Genomic DNA, 17622 nt, shown 5'->3' with positions numbered 1-17622 from the left:
ACTTCGTTTTCGTTGATTTCGGCCATCTTCAGAAGTCCTGTCTTGAGCGGCTTGTTGCCATGAATTGGAATGGAGAGACTCGATCCTGAACAGCCGCACGCAGCGTCATTTCAATCGATCTAATTCCAGGCTCGCGCTGGCACAACGATTCCTGCCTTCTTCTTTTGGGCGAAAGCCGGGCAAAAACCGAACAATATCTTGACGTTCCAAGCCCTGTTTCGCATACACCCCAGCCAAGGGGTGGATTCCGTGCGCGGCACTCATCTCCGTTCCAACGGCCCAGGGAGGGGTTCTTTTGGGCCATCAATCGAGGAAAATCCGGCAATGACCATCATTACCGCCGTCATCGCCTGCGGCTTGCTGTCAGTTCTATACGCCATCTGGGCGACACGTTCGGTCCTTGCGTCCGATCAGGGCAATCAGCGCATGCAGGAAATCTCTGCCGCCATCCGCGAAGGCGCCCAGGCCTATCTGGCGCGCCAGTACACGACCATCGCGGTCGTCGGTACCGTCGTTCTCCTGCTTGCCTGGTGGCTGCTTTCGATCACCGCCGCTATCGGCTTCCTGATCGGCGCGGTGCTTTCGGGCGCCGCCGGCTTCATCGGCATGCATGTCTCGGTGCGCGCCAATGTGCGCACCGCGCAAGCCGCTTCGAACAGCCTCGCCGCCGGTCTCGACATCGCCTTCAAGTCGGGCGCCATCACCGGCATGCTGGTCGCGGGCCTGGCGCTCCTCGGCGTCTCGATCTACTACGCCATCCTGACCGGCCCGCTGGGCCTGCAGCCGAACGACCGCGTCGTCATCGATTCGCTCGTCGCGCTCGGCTTCGGCGCCTCGCTGATCTCGATCTTCGCCCGTCTCGGCGGCGGCATCTTCACCAAGGGCGCCGACGTCGGCGGCGATCTCGTCGGCAAGGTTGAAGCCGGCATTCCGGAGGACGATCCGCGCAACCCGGCCACCATCGCCGACAATGTCGGCGACAATGTCGGCGACTGCGCCGGTATGGCCGCCGACCTGTTCGAGACCTATGCGGTGACCGTCGTCGCCACCATGGTGCTCGCCGCCATCTTCTTCGGCGGCACGGCCGCGCTGGGCGCGGCGATGCTCTATCCGCTGGCCATTTGCGGCGCCTGCATCCTGACCTCGATCGTCGGCACTTTCTTCGTCAAGCTCGGCGCCAACGGCTCGATCATGGGCGCGCTCTACAAGGGCCTTATCGTTACCGGCCTGCTGTCGATCGTCGGCCTCGCCATCGCCACCTCGGCCACGGTTGGCTGGGGCGAGATCGGCACCGTTGCCGGCATCGCCATCACCGGCAAGAACCTGTTCATCTGCGGCCTCATCGGCCTCGTGGTGACCGGTCTTATCGTGGTGATCACCGAATACTACACCGGCACCAACAAGCGTCCGGTGAACTCGATCGCCCAGGCGTCGGTGACCGGTCACGGCACCAACGTCATCCAGGGTCTCGCGGTCTCGCTGGAATCGACTGCGCTGCCGGCCATCGTCATCGTCGGCGGTATCATCGCCACCTACCAGCTCGGCGGCCTCTTCGGCACGGCTATCGCCGTCACCACCATGCTCGGCCTGGCCGGCATGATCGTGGCGCTCGACGCCTTCGGTCCGGTCACCGACAATGCCGGCGGCATTGCCGAAATGGCCGGCCTGCCCAAGGAAGTCCGCCACTCGACCGACGCGCTCGACGCCGTCGGCAACACCACCAAGGCAGTGACCAAGGGCTATGCCATCGGCTCGGCCGGCCTCGGCGCTCTGGTGCTGTTCGCCGCCTACTCGAACGACCTCAGGTTCTTTGCCGCCCATGGCGATAAGTATCCCTACTTCCAGGGTATGGGCGAGATCTCCTTCGATCTCTCCAATCCGTACGTCGTCGCCGGCCTGATCTTCGGCGGCCTGATCCCCTATCTGTTCGGCGGTATCGCCATGACCGCTGTCGGTCGCGCCGCCGGCTCGATCGTCGAGGAAGTGCGCAAGCAGTTCCGCGAGGACAAGGGCATCATGGCGGGCACCTCGAAGCCGAACTATGCGCGCGCCGTCGACATCCTGACCAGGGCGGCGATCCGCGAAATGATCATCCCGTCGCTGCTGCCGGTGCTGGCGCCGCTCGTCGTCTATTTCGGCGTGCTTCTGATCTCGGGCTCGAAGGCCTCGGCCTTCGCGGCGCTCGGCGCCTCGCTGCTCGGCGTCATCGTCAACGGCCTCTTCGTCGCCATCTCGATGACTTCCGGCGGCGGCGCCTGGGACAACGCCAAGAAGTCGTTCGAGGACGGCTTCACCGACAAGGATGGCGTCAAGCACCTCAAGGGCTCGGACGCGCACAAGGCGTCGGTCACCGGCGACACCGTCGGCGATCCCTACAAGGACACCGCGGGGCCTGCGGTCAATCCGGCGATCAAGATCACCAACATCGTCGCGCTGCTTCTGCTCGCCGTGCTCGCGCACGGCTGATTGCAGCCGCGGCTCGAAGGCAAGGCCCGCGGGATCGCTCCCGCGGGCCTTTTCCTTAAAGTGGGCCTTCCGGTCCTCCGTCGCTGCCGCGATAGCGAGCCAGCAACTCCTTCAAGCCCGGTTCGCGACCGGGCATTGGAGGCAGGCCACGTTTCCGCCGCAACATTTCGATGAACGCGCCGCGGCGGTAAAGACGGCGGAAGGTACGTGCCCGCGGGTGCACGCCAAGCATAGCCAGAAGCCTGCGTTTGAGGTAGCGGAAGCGCTTGAGAGGAACAGGTTCCTCGGCGTTGCCGAGAACCCTGACGCGCAACGCGTCTGGCGCGTTCATTGCGTCCATCAGTTCTTCCTGCTCCCGCGCCGTGTCTCGTGCATAGCTGCCTTCGCGCTTGCCCGAATGCAGCATGAGCACGGTTAGATGGGGCATTGTCGCAATCACCGCACCCTTGCGCCATGCACGGAACAGCCAGTCCTGAGAACTCTCGCAAACGCATTGGCTTGCCGGGCGCCATGGCCCCAGTCCTGGCAGCGACGTCCTCCGGATCATTTGCGCGGAGCCGAATCCGACTGTGGTGACTGGGTCATAGAAACCGTCCCGCCCCATCCCGAGGATCATGTGCCTGGAACCTTTGCTCGCGGCCGACTCGATGACTGCCCCTCGGGCGATCACCACGTCGGCGCCGGTGGCTTCGATCCAGCCGCACATGGACGCCAGATGGTCGGGAAACCAGAGATCGTCATGGTTCAAGATGGCAACGAAACGGCCACAGGCCCGGGCAAAGCCGATATTGTTGGGCCCTGATTGCTCGCCGAAATTCACCGGAAGGTCGATATAGGAGATGCGGGCGTCTTCGAATGCGGCGACTGTGGTCGCGGTGTCCGCCCGACATGCGTCGCCGACGACGATCGCTTCCCAGTCCTGCATGGTCTGGCCCAGCAGGCTCTTCAGCGCCTGGCGCAGCACCGCCGGACGATTATGCGTCGCGATGACGACGGAAACCAGCGGCTCGAACCGTCCGGTTGGCGCGCGAGGGTCGGCGGGTTCCACGCTACACCAGCTTATAGGGGATGTGCTCTGTGTCCGGCGGCAAGCGCCAATGGTCGGGCGCGTCATAGGCGTAAGCCTTGTCGACGAGGTTGAGCAGCAACGCCGTCTCCGGTCCGAGAGCGACGACACCGTGCCAGACGCCCGGCGGAATGGTGACGATTGCCGGCCGCAAGGGGCCGACGATCTTGTGCCAAAGCGCGCCGAAACTGGGCGAGGCCTTGCGCCCATCGAAAAGCGATATTCGCACGCTGCCGGCGCAGCAGAACAGGCGGTCGAGGGTCGCCGCATGCGCGTGCCAGCCCGTCACCGCGCCCGGATACATCGTGCGTTGAAACACTTGCCCGACCGGCGATTGATCGAGAGCCCATTCCTCACGAAAGATCTCGGTCAGGTAGCCGTTGGACGTTGCAACGGAACTGATTTCCTTGACCCGGACGCCCTCGATTGCCGGAGGGTCGATTGCGAGCCAGCCGGGGGTTACGGTTGGCTGGTCAGGTGTGCCCGTGGCCATCCAGCCGTGCGGCCTTGGACGCTCATCGCTGGACATTTTCAAGCCCTCCCAACCCGGTCGGCTTGATAAGGGTTCACCTTGGAGATGACAAGCTGGACTATCCCAGGGATGGAAAAAAGCCCGTGAGAGCAATCGCACGAGCTTTGTTGCCGCGACGAGAGAAGTCGCCGAAAACGGCGGTGCCGGAGGCCTCAGGGAGTGCCGCCGCCGGGGACGCCGGGCGCGAGCTTGCTGGCGCCATTGATGATCTGGCTCAGGAAGTTCTGGTCCTTGCCGCCGGTCGGCGTCGTCCGCGAGATGAAGTCGAAGACCTTGCCGTCCTTGAGGCCGTAATTGGCGATCTGGGTGACGCGGCCGTCGGCGCCGAAATAGACCGCCAGCACATGCTGGTCGATGATGCGGGGGTTGTCGAAGGCAACGTAGCGCTTGCGCGTTTGCGAGATGTAGTAGAAGGCCTCGTTGTCGAAGGTCGCCGTCGTCGACGGCGTGCCCAGCGCCAAAAGCACTTGTTCGCGGCTCGATCCGACCGGCACCGAATCGATCGCCTGCTGGTCGATGACGTAGCCTTTCGTCAGCGTCTCGCTTGGATGGAGATCACCGAACATCTTGGACGAATTGCAGGCGGAAAGCGCTGACACCATTACCAGCAGCGAAGCCACGCCCACTGGGGCGGGCGCAAAGAACGACTTGAATTTCAGCGCACCCAACAACAATTCTCCATCACATCCCCGCAACTTGCGCTGGGCCGCAAAACCGGTAAACCAGCTTGCATGCCGATGCAACAAGGCCAAACTAAACAACAGGTCCCCGGGAGACCGCCCTCAATGTTCCAGCGCCTTTTTGGCCGCGAACGCAATGCCAACCGCGCTATCACCGAGGCGCTCTACGCACAAATCGTGGCGGCGGCGCGGCAAACGGTGTTTTATTCCGACTGGAATGTGCCGGATACGCCGCTCGGCCGCTTCGAGATGTTGTCGCTGCACATGTATCTCGTCCAGCACCGGCTGCGTGGCGAGCAAGGTGTGGCCGCCGAGGTCGCGCAGGTGCTGATCGACGAGTTCTTCCTCGACGTCGAGCATTCGTTGCGCGAACTTGGCATCAGCGATGTCGGCGTGCCCAAACGCATGAAGAAGCTTGCAAAGATGTTTTACGGTCGTACGGCCGCTTATGACGACGCGCTCAGGGAAAACGACCGGGTGGCGCTTGCGGCGGCGCTCGCCCGCAACGTCAGGCCGGACTCCGGCTCCTGGCCGCAGGCGTCGCTGCTGGCGGACTATGTCTGTGAGGCTTGCCAAAAGCTTGCCGCGCAGCCGACCGAATCGATCGCCGCCGGCACCGCCGCGTTCCCGGCCGCCGGGGCCGCGTGAAGGAGGCCGCGATGAAAGACGACGAATTGCGCAGCCCCGTATCCTTTGTCGCCAATGTCGCGCGGTTGCCGCAGAAGGGCTTGCCTGTCCTGGTCGAGGCCGATGAGCGCCAGCGCGAAGCGCTTGCCGCCCAATATGAGTTGCTTTCGGTCGAAAGCTATCGCGCCGAGCTGCTAGTGGCTTCCTGGAAGCGCAATGGAGTCAAGGTCACCGGTCGCGTCGAGGCCGACATCACGCAAGCCTGCATCGTCACGCTCGATCCGGTGACCGCGCATATCGACGAGCCCGTCGAGGCGCTGTTTCTGCCCGAGCAGTCGAAGCTTGGACGCGAGGGTTTCGAAGGCGGCGGCGAGATCATCCTCGACGCCGACGGGCCGGACAGTCCGGAGACATTTTCCGGCGACGCCATCGACGTCGGCGCGCTGGCCGAACAGTTTTTCGGCCTGGCGATCGACCCCTATCCGCGCAAGGCGGGGGCCTCGCTCGACGTCGCCGGCGACGATCAGCCCGAGGAAAGCGATTTCCAGAAAAAGCTGCGTTCGCTGCTTGGAAAATCCTGAGAGTGGTGCGGATTTTGGAAAAGCTGGTTGTGTGCAGGCGCAAAACCGCTATTTTCGCCGAACCTTCGCGAGCCCCCTTACCCTGGCAGGCGTCCGCCGCAAGCCATGCAAACCGTGAGAAAAGCACTACGTGATCAGGATTTCCATCGATGCCATGGGCGGCGATCACGGACCGAGCGTGGTCATCCCGGCGCTGATGACGGTTGCCATCCGCCGCCCGGACATCCGCTTCGTCATCTATGGCCGCGAGGACGTGGTGCGTCCCGAACTCGCCAAGTTCCCGAAACTCGCCGAGATAAGCGAATTCGTCCATTGCGAGATCGCCGTACGCATGGACGACAAGCCGAGCCAGGCGCTGCGCCATGGCCGCTGGAAGTCGTCGATGTGGAAGGCCGTCGAAGCGGTCAAGAACGGCGGCGCGCAGGCCTGCATCTCGGCAGGCAACACCGGCGCGCTGATGGCGATGTCGAAATTCTGCCTGCGCACCATGGCCACGATTGAGCGCCCGGCGATCGCGGCGCTGTGGCCGACGACGCGCGGCGAGAGCGTGGTGCTGGACGTCGGCGCCACCATCGGCGCGGACGCGCACCAGCTTATCGATTTCGCCATTCTGGGCACCGGCATGGCGCGCTCGGTGTTCGGCATCGATCGGCCGAGCGTCGGTCTGCTCAATGTCGGCGTCGAGGAGATCAAGGGCCAGGAAGAGGTCAAGGAAGCCGGCCGCATGCTGCGCGAGGCCAACATGGCCTCGATGAATTATCGCGGCTTCGTCGAGGGCGACGATATCGGCAAGGGCACGGTCGACGTGGTGGTTACCGAGGGTTTTGCCGGCAACATCGCGCTCAAGACCGCCGAGGGCACCGCAAGACAGATCGCCGGCTATCTGCGCGCCGCCATGAGCCGCACGCTCATGGCCAAGATCGGCTATGTCTTCGCCAAGGGCGCCTTCGACAGGCTGCGCGAAAAGATGGATGTCGGGCGCTCCAACGGCGGCGTCTTCCTGGGGTTGAACGGCATCGTGGTGAAGAGCCATGGCGGCGCCGATTCGGACGGCTTCGCGGCCGCCATCGAACTGGGCTATGACATGGTGCGCAACAATCTGCTTGACCGGATCGAGGCCGACCTCGATCTGTTCCATGCGCGCAACCCGACCGCGCAGGCAAACAGGAAGTCCGGCGTCGCCGGCTCCGAGGAATAGGAAAGAGCCTTGATCAGATCAGTCGTGCGCGGCAACGGTGCCGCGCTGCCACGCCGCATCATGAAGAATGCCGACTTCGAAGGCATGGTCGAAACCTCCGACGAGTGGATCGTCCAGCGCACCGGCATTCGCCAGCGCCACGTTGCTGCCGACGACGAGACGACGGCCTCGCTTGGCGAAGCCGCGGCGCGCGCCGCGCTCGACAGCGCCGGCATGACGCCCACCGATATCGACCTCATCATCCTAGCGACCTCGACGCCCAACAACACGTTCCCGGCGACCGCTGTCGAAATCCAGAACCGGCTCGGCATGCATCACGGCTTCGCCTTCGACATGCAGGCCGTGTGCTCGGGCTTCGTCTATGCCGTCGCCACCGCCGACCTTTATATCCGTGGCGGGCTGGCCAAACGCGTCCTGGTGATCGGTTCGGAAACATTCTCGCGCATCCTAGACTGGAACGACCGTTCGACCTGCGTGCTGTTCGGCGACGGCGCCGGCGCGGTGGTTCTGGAGGCCGGGGAGGGAACCGGCGCCATTGCCGATCGCGGCGTGCTGGCGGCGAGCCTGCGCTCCGACGGCGTGCACAAGGACAAGCTCTTCGTCGACGGCGGTCCTTCGAGCACGGGGACCGTCGGCCATCTGAGGATGGAAGGCCGCGAAGTGTTCAAGCATGCCGTCGGCATGATCACCGATGTCATCGAGGCGACCTTCGGCGAGGCCGGCATAACGGCCGGGGACCTCGACTGGTTCGTGCCGCATCAGGCCAATAAACGGATTATTGACGCTTCCGCCAAGAAGCTCGGGATTGCCGAGCAGAAAGTGGTGGTCACCGTCGATTTACACGGTAACACCTCGGCTGCCTCGGTGCCGCTCGCTTTGTCGGTGGCGGTCGCCGACGGCCGCATCAAGAAGGGCGACCTTGTGCTTCTCGAGGCGATGGGTGGAGGTTTCACCTGGGGCGCGGTATTGCTTCGCTGGTAAGTGCCGAACTCGCCGGTTCGGTTCTTGACCTTGCCGGATCAATTACTTAGGCTCAGCCTTTACCTGTATCGATTTATTTTTTTAGCGAGCTGATGGGACGGTCGCATGGGGGGAAAGACACTTACGCGTGCCGACCTTGCTGAAGCCGTTTACCGGAAGGTTGGCTTGTCGCGAACTGAATCCGCGGAGCTGGTCGAGGCTGTCCTGGATGAGATCTGCGAGGCCATCGTTCGCGGCGAGACGGTGAAGCTGTCGTCCTTCGCCACCTTCCATGTCCGTTCCAAGAACGAGCGCGTCGGCCGCAACCCCAAGACGGGCGAGGAAGTGCCGATTCTGCCGCGCCGGGTGATGACGTTCAAATCGTCGAACGTGCTCAAGAGCCGGATCCTGCGTTCGCACCAGAACAGCAAGGGCAAGGGCGGCAAGTAGTTTGCTGGCGAATGCGGTTGAAAACCGCCGGCCGTTTTGAAGCCGGGCTTGAATATCGTTTCATAAATCGCTGAAATAAGGGGCGATTCGGCACCATGCCCGGATCGCGGTCCAGTGTGGAGGATTGGCCCATGGACAAGAGCCCGGATGCTTTCCGCACCATCAGCGAAGTCGCGGAAGATCTCGATCTGCCGCAGCACGTGCTGCGTTTCTGGGAGACCCGCTTCACCCAGATCAAGCCGATGAAGCGTGGCGGCGGCCGGCGTTACTACCGGCCGCAGGACGTCGAGCTGATCAAGGGCATCCGGCATATGCTCTACGATCAGGGCTATACGATCAAAGGCGTGCAGAAGCTGTTGCGCGAGAACGGCAACCATTTTCTGGTCGCCATCGGCAATGGCGACATGGCCGCCGTGGAGGCGATCGCCCAGCGCCGCCAGGCCGAGCAGGTGCCGCTGACGGCGGCCGCGCAGCCGCGCGGCGACGAGGACGCGCTGGTCGGCCAGCCGAAGGTGAAGCCCAGCCGCCGTTTCTTCGGCCTAGGCAAGAGCGACGACGAAGGTCCGGTTCAACCAGACGCTTCGAAATTGTCGCGTGACAATCGCGCCTTGCTGCAGGAAGCGCTGTTCGACCTCTTGGAATGCAAGCGCCTGCTCGACCAGGTGCGCTGAACGGTCGTCATTCCGCTTGATGCCTCGCGGTCTGCCCGCCGGAACTGGCTCGTCGTCCGCGCGTTAGGCCTTCTCGAAGAGAAGGACAACAAGCATGGCATCGTTTTCGACCCTCTCCGACCTTGATATCGACAAGCAGGTCGCGGCGCTTTCGCGACAGTTGCACGACCTCAGGAAGGTTCTGGCCAGGCGTGGTGACGACTATTACGAGGATAGCCGCGAGGCGGCGTCCGACTATTATTCGCAACTTGCTGATCGCCTCCACGAGGCCCTGCCGGCAATCCGGCGCAGGGGCAGGGTGATCGAGCGAACGGCGCGCGATCACCCGGCGACGGCCGCTGCAGTCGGGCTGGTCGTGGTCGGATTGCTTGCGGGCCTTTTGATCAGCCGGCGCTGATCGATCGACGCGATTGAAACAGAAATGGCGGCCGTCCTCGACGGCCGCCATTTTCGTGCCCTGTGGTTTCAGGCGATCAGTTCGCCAGCTTGAGCCGGGTCTTCGCCGTTTTTGTCGGTGGTGTCGGTACAGATGCTCCTGCGGCACCAGGCACGAGCCATGGCCCTTACAGATCGCGCGGCCGTCGCGCGATTTTTCTCGTTTGACCGGCGAGTCAGTGTTCAGCCGTCAAAATTATCGGTGCCGCGCATCGCGCATCTGGCACGCAGCGCCTCGGCATAGAAGCGGCTCACTCCGCGATGCCGACGCCTGAGGTAGGCCGAGTCCTCAAGCCGCCACAGCCGTGCGAGTTGCTCGGCGATTGCAGGATTGGTCCATGTGCCATAGCCGGCGGCGGAATAGATGCAGATTTCACCGGCATAGAGACCCTTGTCCGTGACCAGGAAATCGATCCTGGCATGATCGAGGTCTCCGGCGATATGGGGCGCCAGCGCTATCGCTTGCCGGACAAGGTCGAGCAGGGCGGGACCGACCGGCAGGAATTGGTCCTCACGCGGGTAGTCAGGGTCGCGTCCGGGTAGCGGACGCCCGTCGCCATCGAACAGATGCGAGCGCTCGGCGAGCTTGTCCTCGGCCCAGACATGGCTGATGTCGCCGCTGCAGACATGAACCTTGATGTCGGTGGCGATCGTTCTGCCGCTGAGTTTCAGCCGCTCCTCGACGAGAACGACGGGGGGCGATTGGCCAATAGGCCCATTCGCCGCTACGCCGCCCGAAGCGTTTCGTAAGCCACCGCCTTGTCTTGCGCACGATCTCCGCCCGTTCGGGCTGGCCGTCGGAAACGAAGAGGTTCATTTCGCAGCCATGGTTGGTTTTAACGACGACTTGGCCGGCAAGCAGTGCCGCCGGTATGTCTTCCGGATTGCTGCCGGACCACAGCGTTTCAGGCACCGGCAACTCAGGACAGGCGGCGCGGATATGAGCCTTTGCCGCCAGCTTGTCGGTCAGCGTCACGAACAGCGGATTGTGGTCGACGATCTTCCGCCACAGCATCAGCTCGTTGTAGCGCGTTGGGGCGGCTGGGTTCGGCAGATAGCCAAGTCTCATGGCGAAGCGGGCAACGAGAACCGGATGGCGAAGGGTCAGCAAGATTCGAGCGGCCATCAGCACCAGGCGGTGTCTGGCCGGAAGGTCGGCGCTGGCCTCCTCCATCAGACACATTCCGGAGCGTGGTGCGGCATCACCGGATGCTAAAGCAGAAAAATTCCGATGGGGAGGCCGGACCGCGCAACAAGCGAAGGCCTGCCCATCGGCAAAAGCGAAAGGTCAGTACTTCTTCGGAGCCATCTTCTTGTGGTGGTGATGATGATGGTGATGGTGGTGATGATGATGCCAGCGATGATGCCTGTGGTGATGACGATGATGATGATGCTTCTTCATCGGAGCTGCATCAGCGCTGGTGGCGCCCAGGATCGGCATGGTGAACGCCAGGGCCAGAGCCAGCCCGAGCGCTGAGAGAAGGGACTTCTTCATGACTCGTCTCCTTGTTAAGCGGGCGTTCCGGATGCACCGGATCAAATCCGGGACCCAAGCCTCGCAACAAGGACTATCCTCCTGGTTTTTTTCGACAATTTTTCCCAACTGTAGATTTTTGTTTCTGGATTGTTTCCGGGAAGCCCGTTGCGTCGCGCCCCCGCCCCGAAGGACGAGGATTGCGCGATCTTCTGGAAATCCAGAGACGCGGCCGCCTGGCCTTACATGGGCGGCGCGATGCCGTGATTTCCGACCACGACCCGGTTGGCGACGAGCTTGCCGTCGCCGCCGCGCTCGGCGTTGACGAACACCGCGATGCCAGGCGTCAGATCCGCCGGCGTGGCGGCGGCGAATGTCACGATCGGCGTCGTCTGCGGGATCGCGATCTGCTTCTTCTGGCCGTTGTCATAGGTGAGCGTGACCGAGCGGCCCTGGATCTCGGTGACGTCGGCGACGGTGCCGTTGGTCATGCGGCTGTTGGGCTGCAAATCCCAGTCGCGGTCGCCTTCGCCCGTGCCCTTAAGCGCGGCCGGGAAGATCACGACCTCAAGCGCGCCGCTGCCGCCATCGGCCTTGGACACCGAGGCGATGCCGAGAAAATCGCCCTGCTTGATATCGGCTGCCGATGCCTTCGCGACCCCCGAGATCTTCCAGCCGCCGGCAAGCGTGATCGCGTCGGTTTTGCCATCGCGGTCCTTCACCGTCAGCGTCGATCCGGCAACGCTGACGACGCTGCCTCGAATGCGCGTGACGTCCGCCGCCTGCGCATGCGTCGCGCTGATGACGCTTGAGATTGTGCCGAGCACAATTGCGAACGATTTCAAATCCATGGCATTCGATCCTTCCGTGAAGTGCCCGGCGCGCGGGTTTCGGCTGCCGGTGACGGCGAGCTAACGAATAGAGGCGTCGAAAATGCCGGCGAATCCGGCCGCCGCCCTTCAAAAGAACTTGATTGAGCGCCGCGCGGCCTTACATGTACGAAGCCCGAGGCATTAGGCCAAAACGCGCTTCACGATGGCGTGACGCCGTACCGGTGCTCTTGGCAAATCATTTGTTAACGAGCATTCTCCCGCCCGTCTCAGGCAACGCCACATTTCATCCGACCTGTTTCACCTTTAAGGAGTTGCCATGCCCAACACCGTACGAAACGCTGTTGCCAATGACATCATTGCCGCGTCCGGCCTCAATCCATTGAAAGCCGCTCGCGAAACGAGGGGATACACGATCGAGGAGCTTTCTCTGACCTGCGGCCTGGCCGTGGGCGAGATCGTCGACATCGAGGACGGCAAGGACGCCGACCCCGCCAAGCTTCGCCGCATCGCTTCCGCGCTGCAAATGCCGGAAGAGGAATTGATCAGGGTGCCGTCCACAGAGAATCGGCCCACGCAGCAATAGAGGCGCCAGAAGCGTCAATTCAGGAGCCCGCCGCGGTTTGTCCCGGCGGGCTTTTTAGTGCCTGCGAGGCGCAGGCGCTGGCTCTTGCCAATAATGGCCGCGCCATGCGATTCGCCGATCGCTGCTGTCCGACAGACCTGACGAGGGTTCATCATGAGCTTGGAATCGGTTCACGCCTTCTTTGCCGAGCACGCGCCGGACGTGGAGGTCGTCGTCACCAAGGCAAGCTCGGCCACTGTCGCGCTGGCAGCCGAAGCCCATGGCGTCACGCCGGCACAGATCGCCAAGACGATCTGCCTGCGCGTCGGCGAGGAGACCATGCTGGTCGTGACCAGCGGCATCGCCAGGCTCGACAACCGCAAATTCAAGGACAGGATGGGCGGTAAGCCGCGCATGCTCAGCGGCGAGGAGGTGCTGGCAGTCACCAGCCATCCGCCGGGCGGCGTCTGTCCGTTCGGTCTGCCGGCGCCGCTGCCCGTTTATTGCGATCTGTCGCTCAAGGCTTTCGACGAAGTCGTTCCGGCGGCCGGCGCGACAAATGCCGCAGTGCGCATCACGCCGCAGCGCATGGCCGATCTGGTTGGCGCCGTTTGGGTTGACGTTTGCCAGTAACAATTGCCACCCGAAGCAATTCCCGGAAAAGTGCGTAGCGGTTTTCCGGCCGGAATTGCGTCAAACAAGAGACAGAGATCTCTTCATGGTTCGTCGAGGGCCATGGCGCGGTTTTGACCGACATTCGGCCGCGGCTGTTCGCTTCTACAGGCGTCCGCTGCCCGTGCCTTTCGCCGTTGCGCCTCGAGCAATTGGAAAAGCGTCGACCAATGCCCAAAACCTGGACATTAGTCTTGACAGAAATACATATGTTCAATACCGGTCAAGCAACCGAACAGCATGCGACATGGGAGGAATACACGGTATGGCATCCAACATTTCGTTGACGGGCCTTGCCCGCGACCTTGAGGAACGAGCCAAGTCCGGCAAGCCCATCCGCATCGGCCTGATCGGCTCCGGCGAAATGGGCACCGACATCGTCACCCGCGTCGCCCACATGTCCGGCATCGAGATCGGCGCCATTTCCGAACTCAACCTGCCGGCGGCCAGCAAGGCCGTCGACATCGCTTTCCAGGAAACCGGACACGCGCGGGAAGTGTCGACCGCCTCGGCGATGAATTCGGCCATGGAGGCCGGCAAGATCGCCGTCACCAACGATTCCAGCCTGGTCATCGGCAACGACTTGATCGACGTCGTCATCGACGCGACCGGCGTTCCGGCCGTCGGCGCCGAGATCGGCCTGCGCGCCATGGAGCATGGCAAGCACCTGGTGATGATGAATGTCGAGGCCGACGTCACCATCGGAGCCTATCTCAAGAGCGAGGCCGACCGGCTGGGCGTCACCTATTCGCTGGGCGCCGGCGACGAGCCGTCTTCCTGCATGGAGCTGATCGAGTTCGTCTCGGCCATGGGCCATCCGATCGTGGCCGCGGGCAAGGGCAAGAACAACCCGCTCAACATCGACGCCACGCCTCCGGATTATGAGGAGGAAGCGAAGCGCCGGCATATGAATGTGCGCATGCTGGTCGAGTTCGTCGATGGTTCGAAGACCATGGTCGAGATGGCGGCGATCGCCAACGCGACCGGGCTGGTCCCTGACAAGCCCGGCATGCACGGTCCGGCCGCGACGCTGGGCGAATTGTCGAAGGTGCTGGTGCCTGAGAAGGACGGCGGCGTGCTGTCGAAGGTCGGCGTGGTCGACTATTCGATCGGCAAGGGTGTTGCGCCGGGCGTCTTCGTCGTCGCCGACATGTCGCATCCGCGCATTTCGGAGCGCATGGAAGACCTGAAGATGGGCAAGGGCCCGTATTTCACCTTCCATCGCCCCTATCACCTGACCTCGCTTGAAGTGCCGCTCACCTGCGCCCGTGTCGTGCTTTACGGCAAGGCCGACATGGTGCCGCTGGCCAAGCCCGTGGCGGAGGTCTGTGCGGTCGCCAAGAAGGATTTGAAGCCCGGCGACAAGCTCGATGCCATCGGCGAGTATTGCTATCGCGCCTGGATCATGACGGCCCCGGAGGCCCATGCGGCCCGCGCGGTTCCCTGCGGCCTGCTGCAGGGCGGCTCGGTCACCGCACCGATCAAGAAGGGCGAGCTCATCACCTATGCCAACGCGGCGCCCGCGCCGGGCTCGAAGATCGCCGAGCTGCGCGCCCGCCAGGACAAGCTCGTTTATGGCGCTGTGGAGGCGTGATGATGGCTGGAGCCAGCAAAGCCGTCGCGGCCGGCAAAGCCGTCCTGGATAGCCGGGCCAACCTGCCTTTCGTCTATCGCCAGTACAGCCCGGAGCAGCTGAGAGCGGTGCTTCATAAGATGTACCTCATCCGCCGCTTCGAAGAGGGCGCGGAAGAGTGCTACACACGCGGCCTCATCCACGGCACGATGCACCTGTCGATCGGCCAGGAAGCGAGCGCCATGGGCATCTGCATGCCGCTCGCCGAGGATGACCAGATCACCTCGACGCATCGCGGCCATGGCCATTGCATCGCCAAGGGCGCCGAAGTCAGCCGCATGTTCGCCGAGTTCTTCGGCAAGACCACGGGTTACTGCAAGGGCCGTGGCGGCTCCATGCATATCGCCGATGTCGCCAAGGGCAATCTCGGCGCCAACGGCATCGTCGCCGGCGGCATTCCGATCGCGGTGGGCGCGGGGCTCTCGTCCAAGATGATGAAGACCGGCAAGGTCGTGGTCTCTTTCTTCGGCGACGGCGCCAACAATGAGGGCGCCTTCCACGAAGCGCTGAACATGGCGGCGATCTGGAAGCTGCCGGTGATCTTCGTGTGCGAGAACAACGGCTACGGCATGTCGACCTCGACGGCACGCTCGACCGCGGTGAAGAACATCGCCGAGCGGGCGGCCGCCTATTCGATGCCCGGCGTCATCGTCAACGGCAATATCTTCTCCGAGGTGGCCGAGGCGTCCTTCAAGGCCGTCGAGCGGGCGCGTGCGGGCGAGGGACCGACGCTGATCGAATCCAAGACCTACCGGCATCGCGGCCATTCCAAGAGCGACCGCAACCGCTACCGCACCAAGGAAGAGATCGAGGATTGGATGGCGAACCGCGATCCGATCACGCTGTTCGAGACCGAGCTGCGCGATTTCGGCTTCATCGACGACCAGGGCATCCAGGCGATCCGCGACGCGGTCACCAAGGAGATCGCCGACGGCATCGAGTTCGCCAAGGCGAGCCCGGCGCCCGAGATCGCCACCCTTCAGAACTATGTTTACACGGAGCATGCGTGATGGACGCCGCGGTGCGTGAACTGAGCTACGCCCAGGCGATCCAGGAAGCCATGGCGATCGCCATGGACATGGATGAACGCGTCTTCCTGATGGGCGAGGATATCGGCGTCTATGGCGGCGCCTTCCAGGTGACCGGCGACCTGGTCGAGCGCTACGGCGCCGACCGGGTGATCGACACCCCGATTTCGGAATTGGGTGGCGCCGGCGTCGCGGTTGGCGCGGCCGTCACCGGCATGCGGCCGATCTTCGAATTCCAGTTCTCGGATTTCGCCACGCTCGGCATGGAGCAGATCGTCAACCAGGCGGCCAAGATGCGCTTCATGCTCGGCGGCGAGGTCTCGGTGCCGGTGGTGATGCGTTTCCCTGCCGGCTCCGGCACGGGTGCCGCCGCACAGCACAGCCAGAGCCTCGAAGCCTGGCTCGGCCACGTGCCTGGCCTCAAGGTCATCCAGCCGGCAACGCCGCACGATGCCAAGGGCATGCTGCTTGCCGCGGTCGCCGATCCGGACCCGGTCATGATCTTCGAGCACAAGCTGCTCTACAAGATGAAGGGCCATGTGCCGGAAGGCCATTACACGGTTCCGATCGGCAAGGCCGAGATCCGCCGTGAAGGCCGCGACCTCACCGTCGTCGCGACGTCGATCATGGTCCAGAAGGCGCTCGATGCCGCTGCGGTGCTGGAAGGCGAGGGCATCGACATCGAAGTGGTCGACCTGCGCACGATCCGCCCGATCGACAGGCAGACCGTCATCGACAGCGTGAAGAAGACCTCGCGCCTGCTCTGCGTCTACGAAGCGGTGAAGACGCTCGGCATCGGTGCGGAAGTGAGCGCGCTCGTCGCCGAAAGCGAGGCGTTCGACTATCTCGATGCGCCGATCGTGCGCCTTGGCGGCGCCGAGACGCCGATCCCCTATAATCCGGATCTGGAAAAGGCGACGGTGCCGCAGGTTCCCGACATCATCACTGCTGCTCGCGACCTCGTGAAAGGGGTTCGCTGAGCGATGCCGACAGAGGTCATTCTTCCCAAGGTCGACATGGACATGGCGACCGGACAGATCTCGCGCTGGTTTGCCGAGGAGGGGGCTCACGTCAAGAAGGGCGATGTGCTCTTTGAGATTGAGACCGACAAGGCGGCGATGGAGATCGACGCCCCTGCCAGCGGCACGCTGCGCAATGTGACAGGCAAGGAGCGCGTCGACATCCCGGTCGGCGAGCCTGTGGCTTGGATCTATGCTGACGACGAGGTTTATGCGTCTGAGAACAAGGCTCCAATCTCCCCCCAAGTGGGGGCGCTGTCGGCGAAGCCGACAGAAGGGGGCGCTGTCCCTCCGGCCTCTCAGCCTGTCGCGCCCCCGTCTGCGCTGCCGGCCATATCCCGCACAAGTGGAGATATCAGCCAATCGCCGACCGGCGAACGCGCGACGCCGCTTGCGCGCCGCCTGGCCCGCGAGGCAGGTCTTATGATTGCCGATATACGAGGCAGTGGCCCTCGCGGTCGTGTGGTGCGCACCGATGTAGAGGCCGCAGTCGCCGCGAAGGGCTCAGCTACACTTGAGCAGCCGGCCGAGATCACGTCGCCGGCCTTGGCTGAAATCACGTCAGCCGCTTCAGCCCCACCCAAATCGATGTCGGACGACCAGGTGCTGAAGCTGTTCGCCGAAGGCTCCTATGAGCTCGTGCCGCATGACAACATGCGCAAGACGATTGCGCGGCGCCTCGTCGAGGCGAAGTCCACCATCCCGCATTTCTATTTGACGCTCGACTGCGAGCTC

At 63.4% G+C, this 17622-nt stretch carries 20 protein-coding genes; 14 read left to right on the top strand and 6 right to left on the bottom strand.

Annotated features, from left to right (window positions below; genetic code table 11):
- The first annotated feature begins 324 nt into the window (after positions 1-324).
- Positions 325-2466, top strand: a complete 2142-nt coding sequence (locus AC0YKC_RS04830; protein ID WP_488510330.1) for a sodium-translocating pyrophosphatase — start codon at positions 325-327, stop codon at positions 2464-2466.
- 55 nt (positions 2467-2521) lie between these two features.
- On the opposite strand, the gene AC0YKC_RS04825 is transcribed toward AC0YKC_RS04830, so the two are convergent.
- From AC0YKC_RS04825 to AC0YKC_RS04815, 3 genes are all read right to left on the bottom strand, one after another.
- Positions 2522-3514 (bottom strand): glycosyltransferase family 2 protein, encoded by a 993-nt coding sequence (locus tag AC0YKC_RS04825; protein WP_488510329.1) that lies wholly within the window; start codon positions 3512-3514, stop codon positions 2522-2524.
- Position 3515: 1 nt separating this feature from the next.
- Positions 3516-4061, bottom strand: coding sequence for a dTDP-4-dehydrorhamnose 3,5-epimerase family protein (locus AC0YKC_RS04820; protein WP_320297266.1), 546 nt, complete (start codon positions 4059-4061; stop codon positions 3516-3518).
- Positions 4062-4216: 155 nt separating this feature from the next.
- Positions 4217-4732 carry an outer membrane protein assembly factor BamE gene (locus AC0YKC_RS04815; protein WP_488510328.1) on the bottom strand — a complete coding sequence of 172 codons (516 nt, stop codon included), beginning with the start codon at positions 4730-4732 and terminating at the stop codon, positions 4217-4219.
- A 117-nt stretch (positions 4733-4849) separates the two neighbouring features.
- On the opposite strand from AC0YKC_RS04815, the gene AC0YKC_RS04810 reads away from it, so the two are divergent.
- The 7 genes from AC0YKC_RS04810 (at position 4850) to AC0YKC_RS04780 (ending at position 9628) form a co-directional block, all read left to right on the top strand.
- Positions 4850-5392 carry a ubiquinol-cytochrome C chaperone family protein gene (locus AC0YKC_RS04810; RefSeq protein WP_488510327.1) on the top strand — a complete coding sequence of 181 codons (543 nt, stop codon included), beginning with the start codon at positions 4850-4852 and terminating at the stop codon, positions 5390-5392.
- Positions 5393-5403: 11 nt separating this feature from the next.
- Complete coding sequence (locus AC0YKC_RS04805) at positions 5404-5952, top strand: YceD family protein (RefSeq protein ID WP_488510326.1); 549 nt, start codon at positions 5404-5406, stop codon at positions 5950-5952.
- A gap of 130 nt (positions 5953-6082) precedes the next feature.
- The gene (plsX, locus tag AC0YKC_RS04800; protein ID WP_320297263.1) at positions 6083-7150 is read left to right on the top strand and encodes a phosphate acyltransferase PlsX; all 1068 of its coding nucleotides are present in this window, start codon (positions 6083-6085) and stop codon (positions 7148-7150) included.
- Between the two features lie 9 nt (positions 7151-7159).
- Positions 7160-8131: a beta-ketoacyl-ACP synthase III gene (locus tag AC0YKC_RS04795; protein ID WP_488510325.1), complete on the top strand. Its 972-nt coding sequence runs from the start codon at positions 7160-7162 to the stop codon at positions 8129-8131.
- A 105-nt stretch (positions 8132-8236) separates the two neighbouring features.
- Positions 8237-8560 (top strand): integration host factor subunit alpha, encoded by a 324-nt coding sequence (locus AC0YKC_RS04790; RefSeq protein WP_320233628.1) that lies wholly within the window; start codon positions 8237-8239, stop codon positions 8558-8560.
- Positions 8561-8691: 131 nt separating this feature from the next.
- Positions 8692-9231 carry a MerR family transcriptional regulator gene (locus tag AC0YKC_RS04785; RefSeq protein ID WP_042640150.1) on the top strand — a complete coding sequence of 180 codons (540 nt, stop codon included), beginning with the start codon at positions 8692-8694 and terminating at the stop codon, positions 9229-9231.
- A gap of 94 nt (positions 9232-9325) precedes the next feature.
- Positions 9326-9628: an ElaB/YgaM/YqjD family protein gene (locus AC0YKC_RS04780; RefSeq protein WP_320297261.1), complete on the top strand. Its 303-nt coding sequence runs from the start codon at positions 9326-9328 to the stop codon at positions 9626-9628.
- Between the two features lie 561 nt (positions 9629-10189).
- Here the strand turns inward: AC0YKC_RS04780 and AC0YKC_RS04775 are convergent.
- The 3 genes from AC0YKC_RS04775 to AC0YKC_RS04765 all read right to left on the bottom strand — a co-directional run bounded on the left by AC0YKC_RS04775 (position 10190) and on the right by AC0YKC_RS04765 (position 11991).
- Complete coding sequence (locus AC0YKC_RS04775) at positions 10190-10840, bottom strand: ATP-grasp domain-containing protein (RefSeq protein ID WP_488510324.1); 651 nt, start codon at positions 10838-10840, stop codon at positions 10190-10192.
- 114 nt (positions 10841-10954) lie between these two features.
- Positions 10955-11161, bottom strand: a complete 207-nt coding sequence (locus AC0YKC_RS04770) for a hypothetical protein (protein ID WP_488510323.1) — start codon at positions 11159-11161, stop codon at positions 10955-10957.
- A gap of 221 nt (positions 11162-11382) precedes the next feature.
- Positions 11383-11991: a hypothetical protein gene (locus AC0YKC_RS04765; RefSeq protein WP_434722502.1), complete on the bottom strand. Its 609-nt coding sequence runs from the start codon at positions 11989-11991 to the stop codon at positions 11383-11385.
- 298 nt (positions 11992-12289) lie between these two features.
- On the opposite strand from AC0YKC_RS04765, the gene AC0YKC_RS04760 reads away from it, so the two are divergent.
- From AC0YKC_RS04760 to AC0YKC_RS04735, 6 genes are all read left to right on the top strand, one after another.
- Complete coding sequence (locus AC0YKC_RS04760) at positions 12290-12556, top strand: helix-turn-helix domain-containing protein (protein WP_320297257.1); 267 nt, start codon at positions 12290-12292, stop codon at positions 12554-12556.
- A gap of 153 nt (positions 12557-12709) precedes the next feature.
- Complete coding sequence (locus tag AC0YKC_RS04755) at positions 12710-13168, top strand: YbaK/EbsC family protein (RefSeq protein WP_488510322.1); 459 nt, start codon at positions 12710-12712, stop codon at positions 13166-13168.
- 304 nt (positions 13169-13472) lie between these two features.
- Positions 13473-14801, top strand: coding sequence for an NAD(P)H-dependent oxidoreductase (locus AC0YKC_RS04750; RefSeq protein ID WP_320297255.1), 1329 nt, complete (start codon positions 13473-13475; stop codon positions 14799-14801).
- A 2-nt stretch (positions 14802-14803) separates the two neighbouring features.
- Positions 14804-15850, top strand: a complete 1047-nt coding sequence (locus AC0YKC_RS04745; RefSeq protein ID WP_488510321.1) for a thiamine pyrophosphate-dependent dehydrogenase E1 component subunit alpha — start codon at positions 14804-14806, stop codon at positions 15848-15850.
- A complete protein-coding gene (locus tag AC0YKC_RS04740) occupies positions 15850-16848 on the top strand; it encodes an alpha-ketoacid dehydrogenase subunit beta (protein WP_488510320.1) in 999 nt (332 codons plus the stop codon). Before AC0YKC_RS04745 ends, AC0YKC_RS04740 begins: the two co-directional genes overlap by 1 nt.
- A 3-nt stretch (positions 16849-16851) precedes the next feature.
- Positions 16852-17622: biotin/lipoyl-containing protein (locus AC0YKC_RS04735; protein ID WP_488510319.1), on the top strand; the 771-nt coding region annotated here is incomplete at its 3' end.

This window comes from Mesorhizobium sp. CNPSo 4661 (genome assembly GCF_057784215.1).
The sequence above is the reverse complement of the archived record's forward strand: the minus strand, read 5'-3'. Positions and strand labels throughout refer to the sequence as shown.

What these genes read in the sequence shown, in the direction of transcription:
- AC0YKC_RS04760 (WP_320297257.1), top strand. Translation starts at nt 12,290, where the DNA reads ATGCCCAACACCGTACGAAACGCTGTTGCCAATGACATCATTGCCGCG.
- AC0YKC_RS04770 (WP_488510323.1), bottom strand. Translation starts at nt 11,161, where the DNA reads ATGAAGAAGTCCCTTCTCTCAGCGCTCGGGCTGGCTCTGGCCCTGGCG.
- AC0YKC_RS04830 (WP_488510330.1), top strand. Translation starts at nt 325, where the DNA reads ATGACCATCATTACCGCCGTCATCGCCTGCGGCTTGCTGTCAGTTCTA.
- AC0YKC_RS04740 (WP_488510320.1), top strand. Translation starts at nt 15,850, where the DNA reads ATGGACGCCGCGGTGCGTGAACTGAGCTACGCCCAGGCGATCCAGGAA.
- AC0YKC_RS04785 (WP_042640150.1), top strand. Translation starts at nt 8,692, where the DNA reads ATGGACAAGAGCCCGGATGCTTTCCGCACCATCAGCGAAGTCGCGGAA.
- AC0YKC_RS04755 (WP_488510322.1), top strand. Translation starts at nt 12,710, where the DNA reads ATGAGCTTGGAATCGGTTCACGCCTTCTTTGCCGAGCACGCGCCGGAC.
- AC0YKC_RS04805 (WP_488510326.1), top strand. Translation starts at nt 5,404, where the DNA reads ATGAAAGACGACGAATTGCGCAGCCCCGTATCCTTTGTCGCCAATGTC.
- AC0YKC_RS04765 (WP_434722502.1), bottom strand. Translation starts at nt 11,991, where the DNA reads ATGGATTTGAAATCGTTCGCAATTGTGCTCGGCACAATCTCAAGCGTC.
- AC0YKC_RS04810 (WP_488510327.1), top strand. Translation starts at nt 4,850, where the DNA reads ATGTTCCAGCGCCTTTTTGGCCGCGAACGCAATGCCAACCGCGCTATC.
- AC0YKC_RS04750 (WP_320297255.1), top strand. Translation starts at nt 13,473, where the DNA reads ATGGCATCCAACATTTCGTTGACGGGCCTTGCCCGCGACCTTGAGGAA.
- AC0YKC_RS04790 (WP_320233628.1), top strand. Translation starts at nt 8,237, where the DNA reads ATGGGGGGAAAGACACTTACGCGTGCCGACCTTGCTGAAGCCGTTTAC.
- AC0YKC_RS04745 (WP_488510321.1), top strand. Translation starts at nt 14,804, where the DNA reads ATGGCTGGAGCCAGCAAAGCCGTCGCGGCCGGCAAAGCCGTCCTGGAT.
- AC0YKC_RS04820 (WP_320297266.1), bottom strand. Translation starts at nt 4,061, where the DNA reads ATGTCCAGCGATGAGCGTCCAAGGCCGCACGGCTGGATGGCCACGGGC.
- AC0YKC_RS04780 (WP_320297261.1), top strand. Translation starts at nt 9,326, where the DNA reads ATGGCATCGTTTTCGACCCTCTCCGACCTTGATATCGACAAGCAGGTC.
- AC0YKC_RS04775 (WP_488510324.1), bottom strand. Translation starts at nt 10,840, where the DNA reads ATGGAGGAGGCCAGCGCCGACCTTCCGGCCAGACACCGCCTGGTGCTG.